Source organism: Terrabacter terrae (assembly GCF_039529575.1).
GTDB classification, from domain to species: domain Bacteria; phylum Actinomycetota; class Actinomycetes; order Actinomycetales; family Dermatophilaceae; genus Terrabacter; species Terrabacter terrae.
On record NZ_BAAANB010000021.1, the window covers coordinates 1,751,081 to 1,770,135 of the forward strand.

The 19,055-nt window shown below is 69.4% G+C and carries 23 protein-coding genes and 1 tRNA gene; 12 read left to right on the forward strand and 12 right to left on the reverse strand.

Annotated features, from left to right (window positions below; all coding sequences use genetic code 11):
• Positions 1–196: 196 nt before the first annotated feature.
• Positions 197–1,051: a PAC2 family protein gene (locus ABD194_RS18405; RefSeq protein ID WP_343994057.1), complete on the forward strand. Its 855-nt coding sequence runs from the start codon at positions 197–199 to the stop codon at positions 1,049–1,051.
• A gap of 119 nt (positions 1,052–1,170) precedes the next feature.
• Here ABD194_RS18405 and mshC read toward each other — a convergent pair whose 3' ends face one another.
• The 4 genes from mshC to ABD194_RS18425 all read right to left on the reverse strand — a co-directional run bounded on the left by mshC (position 1,171) and on the right by ABD194_RS18425 (position 4,610).
• Positions 1,171–2,427 (reverse strand): cysteine--1-D-myo-inosityl 2-amino-2-deoxy-alpha-D-glucopyranoside ligase, encoded by a 1,257-nt coding sequence (gene mshC, locus ABD194_RS18410; RefSeq protein ID WP_343994059.1) that lies wholly within the window; start codon positions 2,425–2,427, stop codon positions 1,171–1,173.
• A 102-nt stretch (positions 2,428–2,529) separates the two neighbouring features.
• A complete protein-coding gene (locus ABD194_RS18415; protein WP_343994061.1) occupies positions 2,530–3,339 on the reverse strand; it encodes an SCO1664 family protein in 810 nt (269 codons plus the stop codon).
• A complete protein-coding gene (locus ABD194_RS18420; protein WP_343994063.1) occupies positions 3,323–3,868 on the reverse strand; it encodes a DUF3090 domain-containing protein in 546 nt (181 codons plus the stop codon). The genes ABD194_RS18415 and ABD194_RS18420 overlap by 17 nt, the downstream gene beginning before the upstream one ends.
• A gap of 10 nt (positions 3,869–3,878) precedes the next feature.
• Complete coding sequence (locus ABD194_RS18425) at positions 3,879–4,610, reverse strand: MSMEG_4193 family putative phosphomutase (protein WP_343994065.1); 732 nt, start codon at positions 4,608–4,610, stop codon at positions 3,879–3,881.
• A 137-nt stretch (positions 4,611–4,747) separates the two neighbouring features.
• On the opposite strand from ABD194_RS18425, the gene corA reads away from it, so the two are divergent.
• Entirely contained in the window at positions 4,748–5,749 is a 1,002-nt protein-coding gene (gene corA, locus ABD194_RS18430; protein WP_343994067.1) for a magnesium/cobalt transporter CorA, read from the forward strand.
• Positions 5,750–5,820: 71 nt separating this feature from the next.
• Here the strand turns inward: corA and ABD194_RS18435 are convergent, their stop codons facing one another.
• Together ABD194_RS18435 and ABD194_RS18440 are read right to left on the reverse strand one after the other, a co-directional pair.
• Positions 5,821–6,681 (reverse strand): undecaprenyl-diphosphate phosphatase, encoded by an 861-nt coding sequence (locus ABD194_RS18435; RefSeq protein ID WP_343994069.1) that lies wholly within the window; start codon positions 6,679–6,681, stop codon positions 5,821–5,823.
• 178 nt (positions 6,682–6,859) lie between these two features.
• Complete coding sequence (locus ABD194_RS18440) at positions 6,860–7,927, reverse strand: LLM class F420-dependent oxidoreductase (RefSeq protein WP_343994071.1); 1,068 nt, start codon at positions 7,925–7,927, stop codon at positions 6,860–6,862.
• A gap of 75 nt (positions 7,928–8,002) precedes the next feature.
• Between ABD194_RS18440 and ABD194_RS18445 the strand changes: the two genes are divergently transcribed.
• On the forward strand, positions 8,003–8,938 hold the full coding sequence (locus tag ABD194_RS18445; protein ID WP_343994073.1) for an aldo/keto reductase: 936 nt from the start codon (positions 8,003–8,005) through the stop codon (positions 8,936–8,938).
• Here the strand turns inward: ABD194_RS18445 and ABD194_RS18450 are convergent.
• Both ABD194_RS18450 and ABD194_RS18455 read right to left on the reverse strand, forming a co-directional pair.
• Positions 8,935–9,492, reverse strand: coding sequence for a hypothetical protein (locus tag ABD194_RS18450; protein WP_343994075.1), 558 nt, complete (start codon positions 9,490–9,492; stop codon positions 8,935–8,937). The two genes, ABD194_RS18445 and ABD194_RS18450, sit on opposite strands and share 4 nt — an antisense overlap.
• A gap of 193 nt (positions 9,493–9,685) precedes the next feature.
• Positions 9,686–10,489: an SCO4651 family lipoprotein gene (locus ABD194_RS18455; RefSeq protein WP_343994077.1), complete on the reverse strand. Its 804-nt coding sequence runs from the start codon at positions 10,487–10,489 to the stop codon at positions 9,686–9,688.
• A gap of 187 nt (positions 10,490–10,676) precedes the next feature.
• On the opposite strand from ABD194_RS18455, the gene ABD194_RS18460 reads away from it, so the two are divergent.
• Positions 10,677–10,862, forward strand: a complete 186-nt coding sequence (locus ABD194_RS18460; protein WP_343994079.1) for a DUF5703 family protein — start codon at positions 10,677–10,679, stop codon at positions 10,860–10,862.
• 22 nt (positions 10,863–10,884) lie between these two features.
• On the opposite strand, the gene ABD194_RS18465 is transcribed toward ABD194_RS18460, so the two are convergent.
• Positions 10,885–12,225, reverse strand: a complete 1,341-nt coding sequence (locus ABD194_RS18465; RefSeq protein WP_343994081.1) for a M20/M25/M40 family metallo-hydrolase — start codon at positions 12,223–12,225, stop codon at positions 10,885–10,887.
• A gap of 152 nt (positions 12,226–12,377) precedes the next feature.
• Here ABD194_RS18465 and ABD194_RS18470 point away from each other — a divergent pair.
• Positions 12,378–12,461, forward strand: a tRNA-Leu gene (locus ABD194_RS18470).
• A gap of 47 nt (positions 12,462–12,508) precedes the next feature.
• Here the strand turns inward: ABD194_RS18470 and ABD194_RS18475 are convergent.
• The 3 genes from ABD194_RS18475 to ABD194_RS18485 are packed head-to-tail and all read right to left on the reverse strand — an operon-like array spanning position 12,509 to position 14,930.
• A complete protein-coding gene (locus ABD194_RS18475; protein WP_343994083.1) occupies positions 12,509–12,994 on the reverse strand; it encodes a hypothetical protein in 486 nt (161 codons plus the stop codon).
• Positions 12,991–14,205 (reverse strand): tyrosine-type recombinase/integrase, encoded by a 1,215-nt coding sequence (locus tag ABD194_RS18480; protein WP_343994085.1) that lies wholly within the window; start codon positions 14,203–14,205, stop codon positions 12,991–12,993. Before ABD194_RS18480 ends, ABD194_RS18475 begins: the two co-directional genes overlap by 4 nt.
• A complete protein-coding gene (locus ABD194_RS18485; RefSeq protein ID WP_343994087.1) occupies positions 14,202–14,930 on the reverse strand; it encodes a helix-turn-helix domain-containing protein in 729 nt (242 codons plus the stop codon). Before ABD194_RS18485 ends, ABD194_RS18480 begins: the two co-directional genes overlap by 4 nt.
• 120 nt (positions 14,931–15,050) lie before the next feature.
• Between ABD194_RS18485 and ABD194_RS18490 the strand changes: the two genes are divergently transcribed.
• From ABD194_RS18490 to ABD194_RS18515, 7 genes are all read left to right on the forward strand, one after another.
• Positions 15,051–15,266: a helix-turn-helix domain-containing protein gene (locus ABD194_RS18490; protein ID WP_343994089.1), complete on the forward strand. Its 216-nt coding sequence runs from the start codon at positions 15,051–15,053 to the stop codon at positions 15,264–15,266.
• Positions 15,267–15,283: 17 nt separating this feature from the next.
• Entirely contained in the window at positions 15,284–15,454 is a 171-nt protein-coding gene (locus ABD194_RS21660; RefSeq protein WP_425580011.1) for a helix-turn-helix domain-containing protein, read from the forward strand.
• A gap of 167 nt (positions 15,455–15,621) precedes the next feature.
• The gene (locus ABD194_RS18495) at positions 15,622–16,221 is read left to right on the forward strand and encodes a hypothetical protein (RefSeq protein ID WP_343994091.1); all 600 of its coding nucleotides are present in this window, start codon (positions 15,622–15,624) and stop codon (positions 16,219–16,221) included.
• A 285-nt stretch (positions 16,222–16,506) separates the two neighbouring features.
• The gene (locus tag ABD194_RS18500) at positions 16,507–17,142 is read left to right on the forward strand and encodes a restriction endonuclease (protein ID WP_343994093.1); all 636 of its coding nucleotides are present in this window, start codon (positions 16,507–16,509) and stop codon (positions 17,140–17,142) included.
• Between the two features lie 699 nt (positions 17,143–17,841).
• Positions 17,842–18,048: a hypothetical protein gene (locus ABD194_RS18505; RefSeq protein WP_343994095.1), complete on the forward strand. Its 207-nt coding sequence runs from the start codon at positions 17,842–17,844 to the stop codon at positions 18,046–18,048.
• Positions 18,045–18,299 carry a hypothetical protein gene (locus ABD194_RS18510; RefSeq protein WP_343994097.1) on the forward strand — a complete coding sequence of 85 codons (255 nt, stop codon included), beginning with the start codon at positions 18,045–18,047 and terminating at the stop codon, positions 18,297–18,299. The genes ABD194_RS18505 and ABD194_RS18510 overlap by 4 nt, the downstream gene beginning before the upstream one ends.
• 470 nt (positions 18,300–18,769) lie before the next feature.
• Positions 18,770–18,904, forward strand: a complete 135-nt coding sequence (locus tag ABD194_RS18515) for a hypothetical protein (protein WP_343994099.1) — start codon at positions 18,770–18,772, stop codon at positions 18,902–18,904.
• Positions 18,905–19,055 lie beyond the last annotated feature (151 nt).

A 19,055-nucleotide genomic window follows, 5' to 3' on the forward strand; every position in this document is an offset into this window, starting at 1 on the left:
CGGAGGGCTGCAAGCCGATGCTGCACCGCCCGCAGTGCGGTCACCCTCTGCCGCGTACCCAGCACCCGGCACACGGCTCGGCGACGAACGCCCCGGGGCGCCGGGGGACGCGCCGTCCAAGACTCCGGCTCACCGGCTCCCGCAGGTCCTAGGCTTGAGGGGTGGGCGCGACCGCGCGCACGGTGAAGGAGACGACGTGCTGGAGTTCGAGGACGTGCCGGAGCTGACCGACCCGGTGCTCATCGCCGCGTTCGAGGGTTGGAACGACGCCGGCGAGGCGGCCACCAGCGCCGTTCGGCACCTCGCCGAGGTGTGGGACGCGGAGATCGTCGCAGCGTTCGATCCCGAGGACTACTACGACTTCCAGGTGAACCGCCCTCGCGTGGCGATCGAGGAGGGCAGGCGTCTGCTGAGCTGGCCGACCACCCGCATCCTCGTGGCCACCGAGACCGGCTTCGAGCGCGACGTCGTGCTCGTCCAGGGCATCGAGCCCTCGATGCGGTGGCGCGCCTTCTCGGTCGAGCTGCTCGAGCTGGCCGAGCAGCTCGGCGTCACGACGATCGTCACCGTGGGTGCCCTGCTCGCAGACGTGCCGCACACCCGGCCCATCCCGGTGACCGCGACCGCGGAGGACGAGGCGGCGATCCACCGCTTCGACGTCGAGGCGTCGCGCTACGAGGGGCCCACGGGCATCGTCGGTGTGCTCACCCACACCGCCAGCGACTCCGGCATCCCGACGGTCTCGGCGTGGGCCGCCGTGCCGCACTACGCCGGCGGGGCGCCCTCCCCCAAGGCGACCCTGAGCCTGCTGCGGCGCATCGAGTCACTCCTCGGCATCACCCTGCCGCACGGCGAGCTCGAGGAGAACGCCCGCGCCTGGGAGCGTGGTGTCGACGAGCTCGCGCAGTCCGACGAGGAGGTCGCCGAGTACGTCCAGTCGCTCGAGGAGGCTCAGGACACCGCCGAGCTGCCCGAGGCGAGCGGCGACGCGATCGCGCGCGAGTTCGAGCGCTACCTCCGCGGCCGCGACGACGACCAGCCGGGCCGCTAGACCGCTGGCGTATGCCGTCCGCCCCGTGGGGCGGCCCGCCCACCTGTGGGGCGGTGGCACACGGCGTACCGGTGGGAAGGGCCCCGACGTGTGTGGCTGACCGCTGCAGGGGCAGTGGGTCAGAGGCGGACGCCGAGGAGCGCGTCGAGGGCGCGGCCGAGTATGCCGGGTGCACCGGGGTCGTCGCCGCCGCGGCTGAGTGCCTGGCTGGCCCAGCGGTCGACCGCCTCGAGCGCCCGGGGGCTGTCGAGGTCGTGGGCGAGCGCCGCGCGCATGTCGTCGACCGTCTGGTCCGCGACGGGACCACCGTTGCCGGACAGCGCCTTTCGCCAGGTCTCGAGGCGCTGCTCGGCCTGGACGAGCTGGTCGTCGGTCCACATCCAGTCGTGGGCGTGGTGGCGGGCCAGCAGTGCGAGCCGGATCGCCATCGGGTCCACGCCCTGGCCCCGCAGCTGCGAGACGAGCACCAGGTTGCCACGGCTCTTGCTCATCTTCTCGCCGTCCAGGCCCACCATGCCCTGGTGCACGAAGGCGCCGGCGAACGAGGCCGAACCGCTGAGGGCGCGCCCGTGGGCCGAGCTCATCTCGTGGTGCGGGAAGACCAGGTCGGTGCCGCCGCCCTGCACGTCGATCGGGATGCCGAGGTGGTCGAGGGCGATGCACGCACACTCGATGTGCCAGCCGGGGCGGCCAGCGCCGAGGCTCGCGCCGTCCCACTCCGGCTCGCCCGCGCGGTGGGCCCGCCAGAGCAGGGCGTCCAGCCGGTTGCGCTTGCCGTCGCGGTCGGGGTCGCCTCCGCGTTCGGCGAAGACCTCCATCATCCCGGCCTCGTCGAGGTGGCTGACCGAGCCGAAGCGGGGGTCGCGGGCCACGTCGAAGTAGTAGTCGTCCGCGTCGTCGCGTGAGGCGTCGGGCGCGGGCACGGCATACGCCCATCCCTCGGCCACGAGCCGCTCGATCGGGGCCACGAAGGTGGGGATGCTCTCGACGGCGCCGAGGTACTCGTCGGGCGGGATGACGGCGAGGGCCGTCATGTCCTCGCGGAAGAGGGCGATCTCGCGCGTGGCGAGGTCGCGCCAGTCGAGGCCGTCGCGCTCGGCCCGCTCGAGCAGCGGGTCGTCGATGTCGGTGATGTTCTGGACGAAGCGCACGCGGTGGCCGCTGTCGCGCAGCACCCGACCGAGCAGGTCGAACGTGACGTAGGTGGCGGCGTGCCCCATGTGCGTCGCGTCGTAGGGGGTGATGCCGCAGACGTAGAGCGTGACGACCTCGCCGCTCGCGGCGGGAACCAGCTCACCGGATGCCGTGTCGCGCACGAGCACCTCGGGGGCGCTGCCCGGGACCTTGGGGATGAACGGCATCGGCCAGCTTCTCACCCGCCGACTCTATCCCGGGCTGGTCGAGTCCCCCGGGCCGGTCGGGACGACGCGACCCGCGCGGAATCCACGAGGCGCCGCCGGCCACCGGCGACGAAGGGGTCAGAGCGGCGGCCAGGGCACCGACGGCCAGTCGTGGCTGGGGTACGGGTGCACTCCGCGCTCCAGGAGGCGCTGTACGCGTAGCGCCAGGGCCTCGACGTCCGGCTCGGGCAGCAGCTCGAGCAGCCGTGCGCGGTCCATGTCGTCGGCCAACGCCGAGCGCAGCCGCTCGAGCCGCGCCCGGTCGGCTCCGGTCAGGCACTCCCCCGCCCAGCCCCACAGCACGGTGCGCAGCTTCGGGGTGGGCGAGAAGGTCACGCCGTGGTCGATCGCCCACAGCCGCCCGTCGCGGTCTCGCAGGCAGTGGGAGCCCTTGCGGTCGGAGTTGTTGAGCGCGGCGTCGAGGACCGCCAGCGAGCGCACGTCGTCGGCCCCGGAGTGCACGACCGTGACGGCCCGGCCGCCGGGCGTCTCGCCGTCGAGGACCTCGTGCCAGCCCTCGGGCGTCTGCCCCTCGGGGACGAGGTCGACGACGACGTCGCTTGCGACCGGGTCGAACGGGTCGCCGATCCACAGCTGGACCGAGCCCGGGCCGAGCGGCCCGTCACGAAGCACGGTGGGCGGCACGACGTCCCAGCCGCCCAGCTCGGACACCACGTGCGCTGCGACCTCGCGTCCGGCCAGGGTGCCGTCCGGGAAGTCCCACAGCGGGCGTTCGCCACGAATCGGCTTGTAGATGACGTGAGCATCAGGGAGCGTCGAGACGCGCGCGATGACCGCGAGGTTGGAGGACTCGGCGACCCGACCCAGCACCTCGATCTCGCCGGTCAGGTCGACCGCCGACGGAGTGCGGTCAGCGCTTGTAGCCATTGGCCCGCGGGCAGATGTGGCCCGTGGGGTCGAGCGGATTGCCGCAGAACGGGCACGGCGGACGCCCCGCGGCCACCAGGGCCGTGCTGCGTCGGGCGAAAGCGCGCGCCTCGGCGGGGCTGAGACTCACCCGGATCGAGTTGCGCGCCAGCACGCCCACCTCGTCGTCGGGCTGCTCGTCGACCTCGTCGGGGTCGTGGTCGTGGCACTCGATGACCAGCTTCTGGCGGTCCTCGTCCCACGCGAGCGAGAGGGTCTGGACCCGCCAGTCCTCGTCGAACGGGGTCTGCAGCGGCTCGGTGTCCTCGGCGACGCCGCCGGGCTCGCCCGGTTCGACGGCGTCGGCCGGGGCCAGCTGGTCGAGGACGTCGTTGATGCGGTCGGCGAGGATCGAGACCTGCTGCTTCTCGACGCCCACGGTGACCACGAGGGGGCCGGTGCTCGCCTGGAGGTAGAAGGCCCGCTGGCCGGCCGGGCCGACCGTCCCGGCCACGAACCGGTCAGCGGGATCGAAGTCCTGGACCGTCATGCTTCCGACCCTATCCGACGCCCGGGGTCGATCCGGCGCCCCCGCCCACGACCGCGTCGCCCTCCTCCGCGGCCGGCTGGTGGGCCGGGCGCAGGCCGGCCAGGTCCCCGCCGACGTCGTTGAGCCGCAGCACGAACGGCTTGCGACTCGTGTAGTGCACGACGCTCACGGACGCGGGGTCGACGTGGATGCGCTGGAAGTCGTCGAGGTGCGCGCCGGTGGCGTGCGAGAGGATCGACTTGATGACGTCGCCGTGCGACACGGCCACCCAGATCGCGTCCTTGCCGTGGGTCTCGAGGATGCGCGCGTCGGTCTCGCGCACGGCCCGCAGCGCGCGGTCCTGCATCTCGACCATCGACTCCCCGGGGTATGCCGCCGAGTCGGGGAAGCGCGCCTCGCTGGGTCGGTCCTGGACGACCTTCCACAGCTCCTCCCTGGCGAGCTCGCTGATCGGGCGCCCGGTCCACGCCCCGTAGCGGCACTCGCCGAGCCCCTGGTGCACGCTGCGGCCGACGTGGTCGGGCAGGGCGGCTGCCAGCAGGTCGGCCGTCTGGACACACCGGTCGAGCGGTGAGCTGACGACCTCGGCGACCGGCAGCACCGCGGCGGCCAGCCGCTGCCCGACGGCCTCTGCCTGGGCCTCGCCCGTCTCGTCGAGGAAGACCCCGGGCATCCAGCCGGCCAGGGTTCCGGCGGTGTTGGAGGTGGAGCGCCCGTGGCGCACGAACAGGACGGTGGGCACGTTCGTCACCCTAGCCCGCGCGACTCGGGCCCCATGGATGCCCGTACGCCCTGCCCGTTGGGCCCGTGCGTGCTGGACGCGTCCCGGACGTCGAGGGGTACGCGACCTTCGCGCGCAGACGTGGTGGAGTAGCGCTTGTGATCGTGGACAAGGCCATCTACCGCAGCGGCCGTCGTGAGCCCTGCGGGGACCTCAGCGACGAGCTGGACTCCGTGCGGCTGCACCGGGACGGGTTCCTCTGGATCGGGCTGCAGGACCCGACCGACGAGGAGTTCGCCCTCGTCAACGAGGAGCTGCACCTGCACCCCCTCGCCGTCGAGGACGCGGTCAAGGGCCACCAACGGGCCAAGATCGAGCACTACGAGTCGTCCCTCTTCGTCGTGCTCAAGACGTTGCGCTACATCGAGTCCACCAGCGACATCGAGACGGGCGAGGTCATGCTCTTCCTCGGCGACCGCTTCGTCGTGACCGTGCGCCACGGCGAGGGCAACCCCCTGGCCGAGGTGCGCCAGCGGCTCGAGGCCCTGCCCGAGCGCCTGGTCCACGGTCCCATGACCGTGCTCCACGCCGTCATGGACTCGGTCGTCGACAACTACACGGTCGTCGACCGCGAGGTGCGCCGGGACCTCGAGCAGATCGAGGAGCAGGTGTTCGCCTCCGAGCAGGGTGGTGACGCCAACACCATCTACCGGCTCAAGCGTGAGGTGCTCGAGTTCCGACGGGCCAGCCAACCGCTGGCCGACACCCTCATCCAGTTCCTGGACCCGGTGCGTGGGCACGACCTGACCAGGGAGATCCGGCCCTTCTTCCGGGACGTGGCCGACCACCTGCGGCTCGTCAACGACCACGTCGAGTCCTACGACCGCCTGCTGACCGACGTCCTGTCGGCCCACCTCGCGAGCGTCGGGGTCAAGCAGAACGAGGACATGCGCCGCATCTCCGCCTGGGTCGCCATCGCCGCGGTGCCCACCATGATCGCCGGCATCTACGGCATGAACTTCCAGTACATCCCGGAGCTGCAGGCGAGCGTCCACGTCGGGGGCAGGGAGGTCTACTACGGCTACTTCGTGGCCATCGCCGTGATGGCGGGCTCCTGCGTCGCGCTCTACCGCGCCTTCAAGCGCTCGGGTTGGCTGTAGCGACGACGGCGGCCGGCGCCCCTGTCGAGGAGCCGGCCGCCGCGTCGGTCAGGCGTGCAGCGCGTCAGGCGTCAGGTCGCGTTGATGAACCCGGCGACGAGCGCACCGGCCAGCAGGAGGCCGAGGATGACGCGGTACCAGACGAACGGGATGAGGGTGTTGGTCGCGACGAAGCGCAGCAGCCACGCGATGGAGGCGTAGGCCACGACGAAGGCGACCACCAGACCCACGATCACCGGACCGAGGCCGAGGGCGGACAGGCCGTGCCGCTCCTGGACCGCCTGGAAGAGCCCCGCCGCCGTCAGCGCGGGGATGGCGAGGAAGAAGCTGAGGCGGGTGGCCGTGACGCGGTCGAGACCCCGCATGAGGCCGGCCGAGATGGTGGCACCGGAGCGTGACACTCCGGGGATGAGCGAGAAGCACTGGAGCAGGCCGATGACGAGGCCGTCGACGGGCCGGACGTCGTGCTCACCACGCACCACGCCACGCGACTCGATGCGGGCGTGCACGCGTTCGGCCGCGACCATCACCGCGCTCCACAGCACGAGGGCGACCGCCACGACCCACAAGCTGCGCAGCGGCCCCGAGATGAGGTCGCGGGCGAGGAAGCCGACGATGCCGACCGGGATCGAGCCGATGACCACCGCCCAGGCGAGGCCGTAGTCGCTGCCCTCGCGAGCTGCCGGGCGCACCAGCCCGCGGAACCACGCCACCGCGAAGCGGATGATGTCCCGGAAGAAGTAGAGCAGGGTCGCGGCGATCGCGCCGAGCTGGATGACCGCCGTGTAGGCGGTGACGGCCGGGTCGTCCACCTTCAGCCCGAGCAGCTGCTCGGTGATGGTGAGGTGGCCGGTCGAGGAGACCGGGAGGTACTCGGTGAGGCCCTCGACGACTCCGAGGATGACGGCGTCGAGGTAGCTGAGGTCAGCCATGGGTCAGGGTGGGCCTTCTGCAGGAGGGACGGGACGGCCGCTCACCGCAGGCGGCGGCCGCTGGAGACAATGCCGCACCCTATCGACATCCGAGCCCGCGCCGAGGCAACCCCGGCAAGCGCCGCACGAACGTCCGGCGAACGTCCGGTGTGCCGAGGCGCCACGGGAACGGGTCGCCTCAGCTGCGTGGCGCCAGGCCGCGGACTGCGGCCACGACCTCCAGCGTCGCCAGCGCCTGGTCCCGGGTCATCCCGCCGCCCACGGCGACCGCGAGCGTCGTCACGCCGGCCTCCTCGTACCGGCCGAGCCGACGGGCGACCCGCTGGGGGGAGCCGAGCAGCGCGGTCTCGTCGATGAACGCGAGCGGCACGGCGGCAGCGGCCTCGCGGTGGCGCCCGGCGAGGTAGAGGTCCTGGATGCGGGCCGCGTCCTCCTCGAACCCCATGCGGCAGGCCAGCTGGTTGTAGAAGTTCTGCTCGCGCGAGCCCATGCCGCCGATGTAGAGCGCGCAGTAGTCGCGCACGTGCTCGGCGGCGGCCTCGACGTCGTCCACGAGGACCACAGGGGTGGCCGCCACGACGTCGAACCCGTCCATCGGTGCGTCGGCGGAGGCGCGGCCGCTGCGGAGACGCCCCTTCTCGAGCGTGGTGAGGAGGTCGCCGGCGTGCTCGGGGCTGAAGAAGATCGCCAGCCAGCCGTCGGCGATCTCGCCGGTCAGCTCGAGGTTCTTCGGTCCGACCGCCGCGAGGTAGATCGGCAGGTCGGCGCGCACGGGGCGCGCCGCCAGCTTCAGAGCCTTGCCCGGGCCGCCCGGCAGCGGGAGCGGGTAGTGCGGACCGTCGTGGGTGACCGTGTCGCGACGCAGGGCCGCGCGCGCGATCTCGACGTAGTCACGCGTGCGCGCCAGCGGGTGGCGGAACGGCACCCCGTGCCACCCCTCGCTGACCTGCGGTCCCGAGACCCCGAGGCCGAGGCGGAACCGGCCCCCCGACATCGTGTCGATCGTCGCGGCCGTCATCGCGGTCATCGCCGGCGTGCGCCCCGGGATCTGCATCACGGCGCTGCCGAGGCCCACGTGCTCGGTGAGGGCGCCGATCCACGCCAGCATCGACGGGCTGTCGGAGCCGTATGCCTCCGCCACCCACACGCTGTCGTATCCCAGGCGGTCGGCCGCCCGGGCAACCGCCACCTGGTCCTGGCCGGTGGTGCCGCGTCCCCAGTAGCCGAGATTCACGCCGATCCTCATGCAGCGCAGGGTATCGGCGCGCCGAGCGACGTGCCGCCCGCAGCGGGCGTGGGATGGCCCACTACCGTTCCTGCCATGCGCAGGCGTCTCGGCTCGTCCGGTCTCACGGTCACCCCCCTGGCCCTCGGGACCATGCTGTGGGGCAACGCCGTCGACCGCCACGAGGCCGGTGACCACCTGCGCGCCTTCGTGGACGCGGGAGGCAACCTCGTCGACACGGCATACGGCTACGGCGGCGGCGACGCCGAGACGATCCTCGGCGGACTGCTCGGCAGCAGCATCCCGCGCGACGACGTCGTGGTCTGCACCAAGGCGGGCATCTCGCGAGCCGGTGGGCAGCGGCGGGTCGACGTGTCGCGTCGCGGGCTCATGGGCCAGCTCGAGACCTCGCTGCGCCGGCTGGGAACCGATCACGTCGACCTGTGGCTCGTGCACACGTGGTCCGACGACGTGCCCCTGTCCGAGACGCTCTCGGCGCTCGAGTGGGCGGCCGCCTCCGGCCGGGCCCGCTACGTCGGGGTGAGCAACTACTCGGGCTGGCAGTCCGCCCGCGCCTTCGGCCTGCTCGAGTCCGCACGAGTTCCCTTGGTGGCCAACGAGGTCGAGTACTCCCTCGTGTGCCGCACTCCGGAGCACGAGGTCGCACCCGCGGCGTCGTCGCTCGGCTTCGGGCTGCTGCCGTGGTCGCCCCTCGGCCGTGGAGTGCTCACCGGGAAGTACCGCAACGGCATCCCGTCGGGCTCGCGGGCCGCGTCGGGCGACTTCCCCGGCTTCGCGGAGCGCTTCCTCGACGAGCACACGCGGCGCGTGTCCGACGCGGTAGCCATGGCCGCTCGCGGCCTGGGTGTGAAGCCGGCCGAGGTCGCCCTCGCGTGGGTGCGTGACCGCCCCGGTGTCGCCGCGCCCATCGTCGGGGCGCGCACCTCGGCCCAGCTGCGGTCGGCCCTGACCAGCCTCGAGCTGACGCTGCCCGAGCAGATCGTGGCCGCCCTCGACGACGTGTCCGTCTAGTCCCGGCGGCTCACGCCTCCGGCGTGAGGACCCGACACGCCGTCCCTGACGTCGACCTCGTCGTCGTCCTCGTCGTCGTCCTCGTCGTCCTCGTCCTCGTCGTCCTCGTCGTCCTCGTCGTCCTCGTCGTCCTCGTCGTCCTCGTCGTCCTCGTCGTCCTCGTCGTCCTCGTCGTCCTCGTCGTCCTCGTCGTCGTCGTCGTCGTCCTCGTCGTCCTCGTCGTCCTCGTCGTCCTCGTCGTCCTCGTCGTCGTCGTCGTCGTCGTCCTCGTCGTCGTCGTCCTCGTAGTCCTCGGATTCGAGCCCGGCGTAGACGCGGGTCTCGGGGCCGTCGTCCTCCTCGGGGCCGAGGTCGTCGCCGTAGATGGCCAGGGGCGTCGCGACCTCGGTGGCGTCGTAGAGCGCCTCGTCGTAGTCGTCGAAGGCCTCGGCCAGGTCCTGGGCCGCCGCCAGCACCATCGGGTGGTCGGGGTCGCGGCTCGCGTTGGCCGCCTCGAAGTGGCGTTCGAGGGCGGCGATGAGCTGCTCGAGGGCGGAGCGCGGGTCGACGGTCATGAGTCGACCGTAGTCGACACGCGGCACGCGTAGCACCCCTTGGACCCGGGGCTCGGCTGCGGGCCCGGCGTGGACGCCCCTGCACGACAACGGTCCCGCAGCGAGGACGTGCTCGCTGCGGGACCGTTCAGGTGGGTCGCTCAGGTGGTGTCGCTCAGGTGCGCACCCGACCGACGTCAGCCGTGGTGTCGCCTCACATCGGCGCCTTGACGGTGTCGGCGGCCGCGGGCGCGGTGACGTCGATCGGCTCGCCGTACTTGCTCATCGTCATGTCGGCCTTGACCCCCGACAGGTCGAAGGTGACCCTGCGGAGGTGGTCCTGCTCGTCGAGCCACACGGTGTAGTCGATGGTGGCGGGCATCTTGGTCTGCTGCCCGGCCGGGAGCTGCGCCTGCATCGCCGTGGTGTCGACCGTGAGGTCGTACTTCCAGGTCTTGTCGCCGTCGACGGTGTCCTCGCCGACGAACTTGACGTCCTTGACGGCCGCGCCGAACTGGTCGTACATCTTCGTCGGGTCGGCCTGGCCGAGCGACTGCATGAGCTGCTTGCCCATGGCCGAGCTGCTGTCGATGACGGCCCACTTGCCCGCGGGGAGGTTCGGGACGCCCTTCATGTAGACCTTCTTGTCGACGAGGAGCAGATCCACCTTGCCCGACGAGCCGAGGTCCATGGTCATCTTCATGGCCGGGTTCTTCGGGTCGACCTTCGTGTCACCCGCGATGGAGATCTTCTGCCCGGCAGCGTCCATGTCCATGGTGACGTGCGCGGTGGTCGTGTCCTTGCCGGCGGCCTTCATCGCGGCGACGAACGAGGCCTTGTCCTTGTACGGCTGCCCCGCGGCGGGGGCGTCCGTCGTCGTCGTGGCAGCGCCGGTCGAGCCGGCCTGCGTCGTGCCCGCGGCGGGCGCCGGTGACTCGGCCTTGCCGCACGCCGCCACGCCGAGAACGGCCGGCAGGACGATGGCTGCTGCCGCGATGCGGCGGGTGTTCCATTTCATGTGTGTTGACCTCCTGGGCCCTCGACGCCGGGCGGTGCCAGCGGTTCCCCTGTTCCGGTGCTGCTCGGCCCTGCCCGCTCGGCGGACCGTGCGGTCGGATGACCCAGAGACCGTATCGCGGGCACCTGTTCCCCACCGACGGCATACGGTCTCGGTGCGGTCACGCTTGGTGCCAGAATGGACGGCGATGACGGATTACGAGTACCGAGTCCTCACCTTCGACCGCCACACGTCCAAGGCAGACGCGCGCCAGGCGGTGCGCGAGCACGCCGAGTACGGCCGCTGGGAGCTGTCGCGGACCGTCGTCTACGAAGGTGGCGTGCGCCGGATGTGGCTGCGCCGCCGGATCATGCGCGTCCAGCGGACCGCCTGACGCCCGGAGCCCACGGGGTCGGTCAGCAGGTGCGCAGGAAGTCGCCCAGCACGCGAGCCCCGAACTGCAGCGACTCCACCGGCACCCGCTCGTCGATCCCGTGGAACATCGGAGCGAAGTCGAGTTCGGCCGGCAGCCGCAGCGGCGCGAAGCCGTAGCCCTGGATGCCCAGCAGGCCCAGCGCCTTGTTGTCCGTGCCGCCGGACAGGCAGTACGGCAGCACGGCGGCCCCCGGGTCCTCGCGGAGCAGGGCCTGCTTCATCGACTCGACGAGGTCGCCGGAGAAGGGTGCTTCCAGCGCGACGTCGTGGTGCACGACCTCCACCTCGACGTGCTCGCCGGCCAGCTCGCGGATGGTCGCCATGAGCTGGTCCTCGTGACCGGGCAGGAAGCGGCAGTCGACGGCGGCCGTCGCGGTCTGCGGGATGACGTTGTGCTTGTAGCCCGAGTCGAGCATCGTGACGTTGGCCGTGTCGCGCAACGTCCCGCGTACGAACCCCTGCGCCCCGCCGAGCGTCGCGAGCAGCGGCTCGAGGTCGGCGTCGGCGGACGACAGGCCGGTCATCGTGCTCAGGGTGTCGAGGAGCTCGCGCACCGAGGCGATGTACTCGCGCGGCCACTCGTGGGCAGCGATGCGACCGATCGCGGCGGCCAGGCGCACGATGGCGTTGTCGTCGTTGGGCACCGAGCCGTGGCCCGCACGCCCGTGCGCGACGAGTCGCAGCCAGGCGAGGCCCTTCTCGGCCGTCTGGAGCAGGTAGGCACGCTGCTGGCCCTGCGGCGTCGGCACCGTCACGCTGTAGCCGCCGACCTCGCTGACGGCCTCGGTCACGCCCTCGAACCACTGCGGGTGGTGGTCCACGAGCCAGTGGCTGCCCAGGACACCCCCCGCCTCCTCGTCGGCGAAGAAGGCGAAGGTCGTGTCACGAGCCGGCTTCGTGCCCGTCCGGGCGAAGTGACGGATGTTCGCCAGGATCATCGCGTCCATGTCCTTCATGTCCACGGCGCCGCGACCCCAGATGCATCCGTCGTGCTCCTCGGCGGCGAAGGGGTCGACCTGCCAGTCCGTCGCGTTGGCCGGGACGACGTCGAGGTGGCCGTGGACGGCGAGCCCCGGACGCGACGGGTCCTCGCCCTCGAGCCTGACGACGACCGTGGCCCGACCCGGCTCGCTCTCGAGGAGGGTGCCCTCGAGGCCGACCTCCGCCAGCTCCGCCATGACGTACTCGGCCGCCTTGCGCTCCCCCGGGCCCGATCCGTCGCCGTAGTTGGACGAGTCGATGCGGATCAGGTCGGCGCAGATCCGCGCCACCTCCTCCTCGGGTGCGACGGTGGGCTGGGCGTCGGCGTCGTCGTGGCTCATGCCGGCCAGCGTATGCCGGTGCCCGCGCACCCGCCCCTGCTGCCCTTCCTGCCCCACGCGGCAGGAAGGCGGGGCCGTTTGGCCTTTTGGCGAGCCCACGTGTAACGTTTCGCCTCGCCGCAAGGGAATCCCACGAGCCCCTTGCACACCTTGTCGGGGTGGCGGAATGGCAGACGCGCTAGCTTGAGGTGCTAGTGCCCTTAACGGGCGTGGGGGTTCAAGTCCCCCCCTCGACACAGATAGGCCCCCGAGTTTCTGCAGGTCAGAGACCCGGGGGCCTTCGTCATGGTCTGTCACTCCGGCCGTTTGATACCGACCTGATACTTCCGCCCGTCTCCTCCAGAGCGGCATCCACGAGTTGAGCAAGCGCCTCGTGCGCTCCTGGCAGCTCGATCACCATGCCTTGCACGTGGACGCGACGTACGTTGCTGTTGATGTCGCCGCTCGCGTAGATGGGCCACTCCACATCGACCGCGCCGCTCCGTTGCAGCCGCCCCTTGCCGTCGATGTACTCCTCGAAGTGCTGCAGCATGTCGCGAAGGTCCTTCACGTGTGGCACCGCATCCATGAACCGCACGACCTCAGGGTGGTCGCTGCCCAGCAGACGCTCGGCCCCTCGATAGGCGTTCCGCATGCAGTCGACATAGAGGAACGTCTCCGGAGCAGCCGAGCCGACACCCGTCCAAGTCGCTCGCTCCAGCTGCCGCACCGCTGCGCCGAACCACATGTGGGTCCACGAGCGCAGCTCCGGCCGGTTGGTGCGATTCACGACGCACCTTCCGTCATAAGAGCGCCGAACTTGGCGGCAGCTTCCGCCTGCATCCCAGGCATGACGTGCGCGTACGTCCCAAGGGTGATGGTGGCGTTCGCGTGGCCCAAGCGTTCGGAAACCACCTTGACCGGCACGTTGGACGCAAGCAGCAGCGTGGCGTGAGTGTGCCGAAGATCGTGGAGACGGATCTTGGGGAGCTCGATGTCCGAGCTGGCGCCCATGGCCTGCCTCACGGCTGTGTCCCATCGACGAGAGAACCGCTCGGGGTGCCTCACTCGCCCGTCGACGTCACCCAGGATCAGGGCGTCATCACGGGCCAGCGACAGTGAGATTAGCCCTCGCGCAGCCTTGTACGCCCTCAGCATCGCAACCGTGTTCGCATCTAGGTCAACGGTGCGACGCGAATGAGGTGTCTTCGTGATTCCGACGAGGACCTGCTGGCCCTGGCCCTTGTTCTTCACCACCGTCACTCCGCGCCTCACTGAGAGCCGCGCAGCATCCAGATCGACGTCACCCCAGCGGAGTGCCAGAGCCTCGCCACGCCGCATCCCTGTGTACGAGATCAGGTGCCATGCGGGCAGCAGCTCGTCATTCACCCTCCGCCGGTGCTCCAGGAAGGCCCTTAGCTCGGGGGCCGTCCAGAACTGCATCTCGGGTGATGCCGCCGCCTTCGCGCTCGGCGGGTCCGCCTTGTCGGCTGCGTTCTGAGCCACCAGACCGTCTCGCACGGCGGCTGAAAGTCCCGAGTGGACGATGGTGTGGATGTACCGAACCGTGCGCGGAGAGAGCCCTCCAGAGCCATCGGCGCGCCCCTCGGACTCCAGCTGGCGGTACAGCCGAGTCAGCCTGGAGCCGGTGAGCTGATCCAGCCGCAGGGCGCCGAGATAAGGCACCACGTGGAGCCGCACGTTCTTGCTGTACGACGCAACAGTCGAGGGCTGCTTCCGCAAGCCCGCGAGCCAGACTGTGAAGTGCTCATCGACCGTCACACGGTTTGGCGCGACATGGCTTCCACGATCGACACTCGTGAGCCGTGCACGTAGCTCCTCTGCCGCCGCCTTCCTTGTCGGGAACCCACGTTTCAGCACCGTGCCACGAGACCCGTCTTCCCGGGTGTATCCGTACTTGATCAGGTACCGAACGCCTGACTTCGTGGGGTACTCACTGATCCCTCCCTCGCCCGCCTGCCGGCGTCGCGGCTTCGTCACTTGTCCTCCTCCTGGGCGATTCGCTTCTCAACCAGCGCAGACAGTTCGCGCGTCACATGGCCTCGGTGCGCTTGGCGCTCTTGAACGGTCATGGCCCCCATGCGCTCCACGCGTCTGTCCCTCTCCGTCGTCAGCGATCGCCCATCGAAGAGCGCGAACGCAGCCTGAATGGCCCGCTTGGGATGGATGCCCAGACGCTGAGCCAACTCCACGTCCGCCTGGACGGACTGCTCTTGCGAGACCCGCTCCACGTGCGAGAGCAGCTCCTTGTAGGCCTCTCCGGAGACTGTGAGGTCCACGGCGGGCTCCTGATCCGAGAAGAGGGTGGCAACCTCTGAGGCGTCCGTATCGGCCTCGTATGGCGCTAGGGCAACCCGACTCCCGGGCGGACCCGCGAAGAACTCGGTGATCGGCACCCGCATGGCGATCGCCATGAGGATCAGCTCCGCCACGGAGACCTGCGGGCGACCGCCGGCCTCTAGCGAGGCCAGCTTGCTGCGTGCCCAGCTCAAGCCGTGCCTCTTCCAGACCTGGGCCAGTTCATGCTGTGTCAGGGCGCTCTCGCTCCTGAGGCGCTTCACGTTCCGGCCGATCACCACCCCGACGGGCTGCCCCTCGTACCAGGCGAAATCCCCTGTCCCTGGGTCGAACTCACCAGCCGGCACGAGCCCATTCGCCAAGGCGTCTGCCCTCGCCTGCTCTTCACTTCTCACACTGTCGGTCACCTGACTGACTTTAGCCAGTGACCTGTCCGGTTGACAAGACAGTTGACGGCGACCTATAACTTCGTCGTCAGTCCGGAAATCCGGACCGTTGACACCGTCAATCTAGACAAGCGAGGGATCGTGCACCACAACAACTTGCGGGCCTGGCGTACCGCATCAGGCCTCACCCTTCACGAGGTCAGCGACCTCACCGGGCTCTCCAGGAGCTACCTCTGCCGGCTCGAGCAGAACGAGCGCACCGCTCCACCCTTCACGAAGGTCAAGATCGCCCGCAGCCTGGGCGTCTCGATCTCGGCGCTGTTCCCTCGTCGGGATGTGGGAGGGGAGCGTCGGTGACTGTGGACGAATTGCGCATGAGCGGCAAGGTGACCCTCACGGTGGCCGAGGTGGCCAGGATCCTGGACCTTGACGAGAGGACCGTTCGGCGCGCGTGCTCGGACGGACAACTTCCCTGCATCCACGTCGGGAGGCGGCTGCTCATCCCTCGTGAGAAGCTCCTGCTCCTCGTAAGCGCGGCGGCGTGATGGTTCAGCGGCTCACGAGGATGATCGGCCCGCCCCAGAACCAGCCTGCTACCGATGTCCCTGTTCTTGATCTTTACGGTCATACAGAGACAGGCTCCCCCGGGCGCCGATGGCCCATCTGTCCCCGCAAGGGGCACCTCAAGTTCGTCAATCCGGCGACTGGCGCTGTGACAACCGGGCGATGCCGCGTCCTCACCTGTCACGCATGCATCTGGCCCGAGGCCCTCAACTTCGGGGCCGCCATCGGGCTCGCCAAGCCTCGCTGGCTGGGCACCATCACCCAGGTCGGGTTCGCATGGCCGGAGATTCAGCGGCGGATGATGCACTTCCGCAAGGTTCTTAACCGTGCGGAAGTGCCGGTCGAGTACGCGTGGCACGTCGAGCCGAACCCCGACGGAACGGGCCAGCATCACGTCCACTTTTGGGCGCACGGCAACGCCCTCCCTAAGTCAGCGGTCACAGCAGCGGCCGTCGCGTCTGGCGCCGGCGCCGTGGCGGACGTGACGCCGGCCCACGTCACCGGTGACGCTGCAGAGGTCCCGACCCTGGCGTACGGCATGAAGGCCTGCCGTCCGCCGCACGCCGAGGTGACGTCGTTGTGGCCCGAAGCACGGCACTTCCTCGACGCCAACGGAGGAAGGCTCGGGCGGACTACGAAAGGGTTCTGGCGCGACGCGGCGGGAGCACCTCTCAGGACGCTCCGCGAGGCGGTTCGCATGGCACGCTCCGAGCAGGGGCGCGGCGACTGGCTGCTCTCCGCCGCCTGACGCCGGAGCCCCCTCTCCCCCGGGTGTGCCATTCAGGCATCCGTCGAGGGCTGACAGGACGGCTGTGGCGGTGGGGATGAGGATTTAGTCTGAAGAACTCATGGCCGGAGATTCGCATGCTGATCTGCTGCCGCCGGTCATCATGCGGTCGAAAAATGGAGCCACGAACGCGTAATTCTCTGGTCTCATCGCCGCCATCGCGCTCTAGGAGCGTTTGCAGTCCTGGCTCGCGCAGCGTCTACAGTGCCACGCATGGCGACTTGCAAGGGCTGCGGAAGGGCGCTGGTGACCAGCTACTGGTCGGGCAAATGCGTGTTCTGTGGGCGCAAGGCGAACATGTTTCGAGCTTCGGCGGGAAAGCAAACGTTGACGCGTCGGGGTGCCGCGCGGGCAGCGACCAACCTTGCGAAGCAGAGGGCGCGTGAGGCCGCAGAGCGGGCCGAAGCCGTACAGCGTTACCAAGCAGAACAGAGAGCGGAGCGTGAGCGGGCCATTGCGGCTCGGCGAGCCGAGCGGGAGCGCGCCATTGCGGCTCAGCGAGCCGAGCGGGAACGAGTCAAGGCGGCTAAGCGCGCTGAGGCGGAAGCACGCCAACAAAGGATTAACGGGCTGACGTGGCAGGAGGCCGAGCGCCTCGCGTGCAGGTGGATGCGCGAGAACGGGTACTCGGACGCGCGGCTGACCCCACCTGGGGCCGATGGTGGCGTCGACGTTGTCTCCATGAGCGCCATCGGGCAAGTCAAGCGTCATGCGAAGCCCGTGGGTCTCGCGGAGATGCAACGCATGGACAGCATCGCGCTTCGCCAGCGGAAGAAGGCGTTGTTCTTCTCTACTGGAGGTTTCACCCCAAAGGCCAAGGAGTGGGCTCGGGATCACAAGATTGAGTTGTATGAAATGCCGCCGGTGCGACGGGTTCGTTGACCAGTAGCGACCAGGTCTCTCCCCCGGTCTCAGCCCGTAGCCTCAGGGCCCCCGTGGACAAGCAGTGATCCCAACGACGGCCCGGCGCTTCCCGGCGGTCTGACCCGGTCGAGGTCCCCGTAGTATCACAAACGGTATCACTGGCAGGGTCATCCACGATTCCGAGCACGGATCAGGCGTGGTTGGGCGCGATTCAGGGGGGATCTGACGTCCCACCCCTCGTCCCCCAAGCCGTCATTAGGAGGGAGCGAGCGCGCAGTGCACAGCGCCCTGAGTCGGTGGCAGGGCCTGCGAAACTGCACAGGCGCTCACGCCTTCGGCGGTTCCGGTCCGCACAATCGCGTGGCTCAAGCGTGTGGTTTCTGTGGCGACCATCGCGTGCGCGCGCGTCCGCGCAAGGACCCCCTTCCCACTTTGCGGCCACCCCCCGGGGGGCTCTCGGGGGGAGGCCCTTAAACACGAGCCAAAATTTTGGCGGCCGACTGCTGCCCGCATGACGTCGACGAGGTACAGCTGGCGCCGGCGAGCCGGTCGACGACCTAGTCGCACACGCGGAAGCACTCTTCCGCTCATGCCGATGACCGGACGTGCTGGCTTGTTGCGCAAACCAAGACACAGGCAGTGTTCAGGTGTACTCATAGGACACCTAGATGGTTCGGGAGAGGCGGCGGAGAACCTAGCTGACCTGGAGGAGCGCCGATGAAGGCAGGCCCACTACTTCTTTCAGCCTTTGCTCTCGCGTTAGGCACATATCAACTGGTGCGGCGCAAGGCGATCGCCGCACGCGCCGACCTCGTGACACGTGGGGCGATGTCGAAGACCATAGCCATGCGGATGTCATGGGCGATCGGCTCACTGTTGCTTGTGCTCGGGTTGGCCGGCCTGGTCTGGACGGCTGCCAAGTGAGCGCCCTGCCCACCGCAGTCAGCAGTAGCGGAGCAAGCATCGGCTTCTACATCGTCGGCTCCGTCGCCGCTGTCATCGGGATCCTGATGATCGTCTTTAGAGGTCGAGTCACGGACATGGTGGACCGTCTGTCAGGTAGGGACGACCGTGAAGGGTGGAGACCCAGCGCCGGATTTCAAGCCGCCTTCGGCGTTGGCTTTCTGCTTATCGCCGTCGTCATGGTCTTCCTGGCCCAAGCCGCCCGGGGTTAGCCGGGTTGGCCGCTCGAGCAGCCACTCATTTACGACGGCCACCAAAAAGGATGCGAGCGATCACTAGCATCCCAACCAGAGCAAAAGTGACCCACAGAACAACTGCCCAGGTCGGTAAAGCTGGGCCGACAGCCGCAGGCGCGAGGTAGATCATCAGTCGTTCCTCTCAGGCTGGCATTCATCTGCATCGGGCGGAATGAGTCTGTTCGGAGAGCCTACGACCTAGAGCCACTGCCGCCTAAGCGCAGACGTCCTGACATGCCGCTCTCCGGCAGTTCTGATGGCTTTGACCGACCCCTCGTGAACGCCAAGTCACTCGGTTCGTGACCACCAACCTGCATGGGAAGCCGCTCCCATTCTTCCGAGTCAGGTAAAAGCAACGCTGGGTAAATGCCAGTCGACTCGTCGTGCCCGAAGCCCACGCCCCAGCTGACCGGTTCCTCCTCCAACCCGCGGAACGAGACCAAGACGTGCTGCCGGTTCTGCGCCTCGCGAATCACTCCGGGGTGGTGCGGCATGAGCACGTGTCCCCGGTGCCGACGTTCCGGGTCGAGGACGTCACCGTCATCCTGGGCCCCTGCGTACAGGACGTGCAGGCCGACTGAGAGGTCGTTGACGGAGAGCGGTCGCATGCCGACGACTCTTGCACGGGGTCCTGTGCCAGACCCGAAGCACCCATGACTTCCGCTCATGCTTGTTATGCACGTGATCTTGCAGGACATTTCGATGAGCCGTGGTGGCTGCTCGCCTCTGATG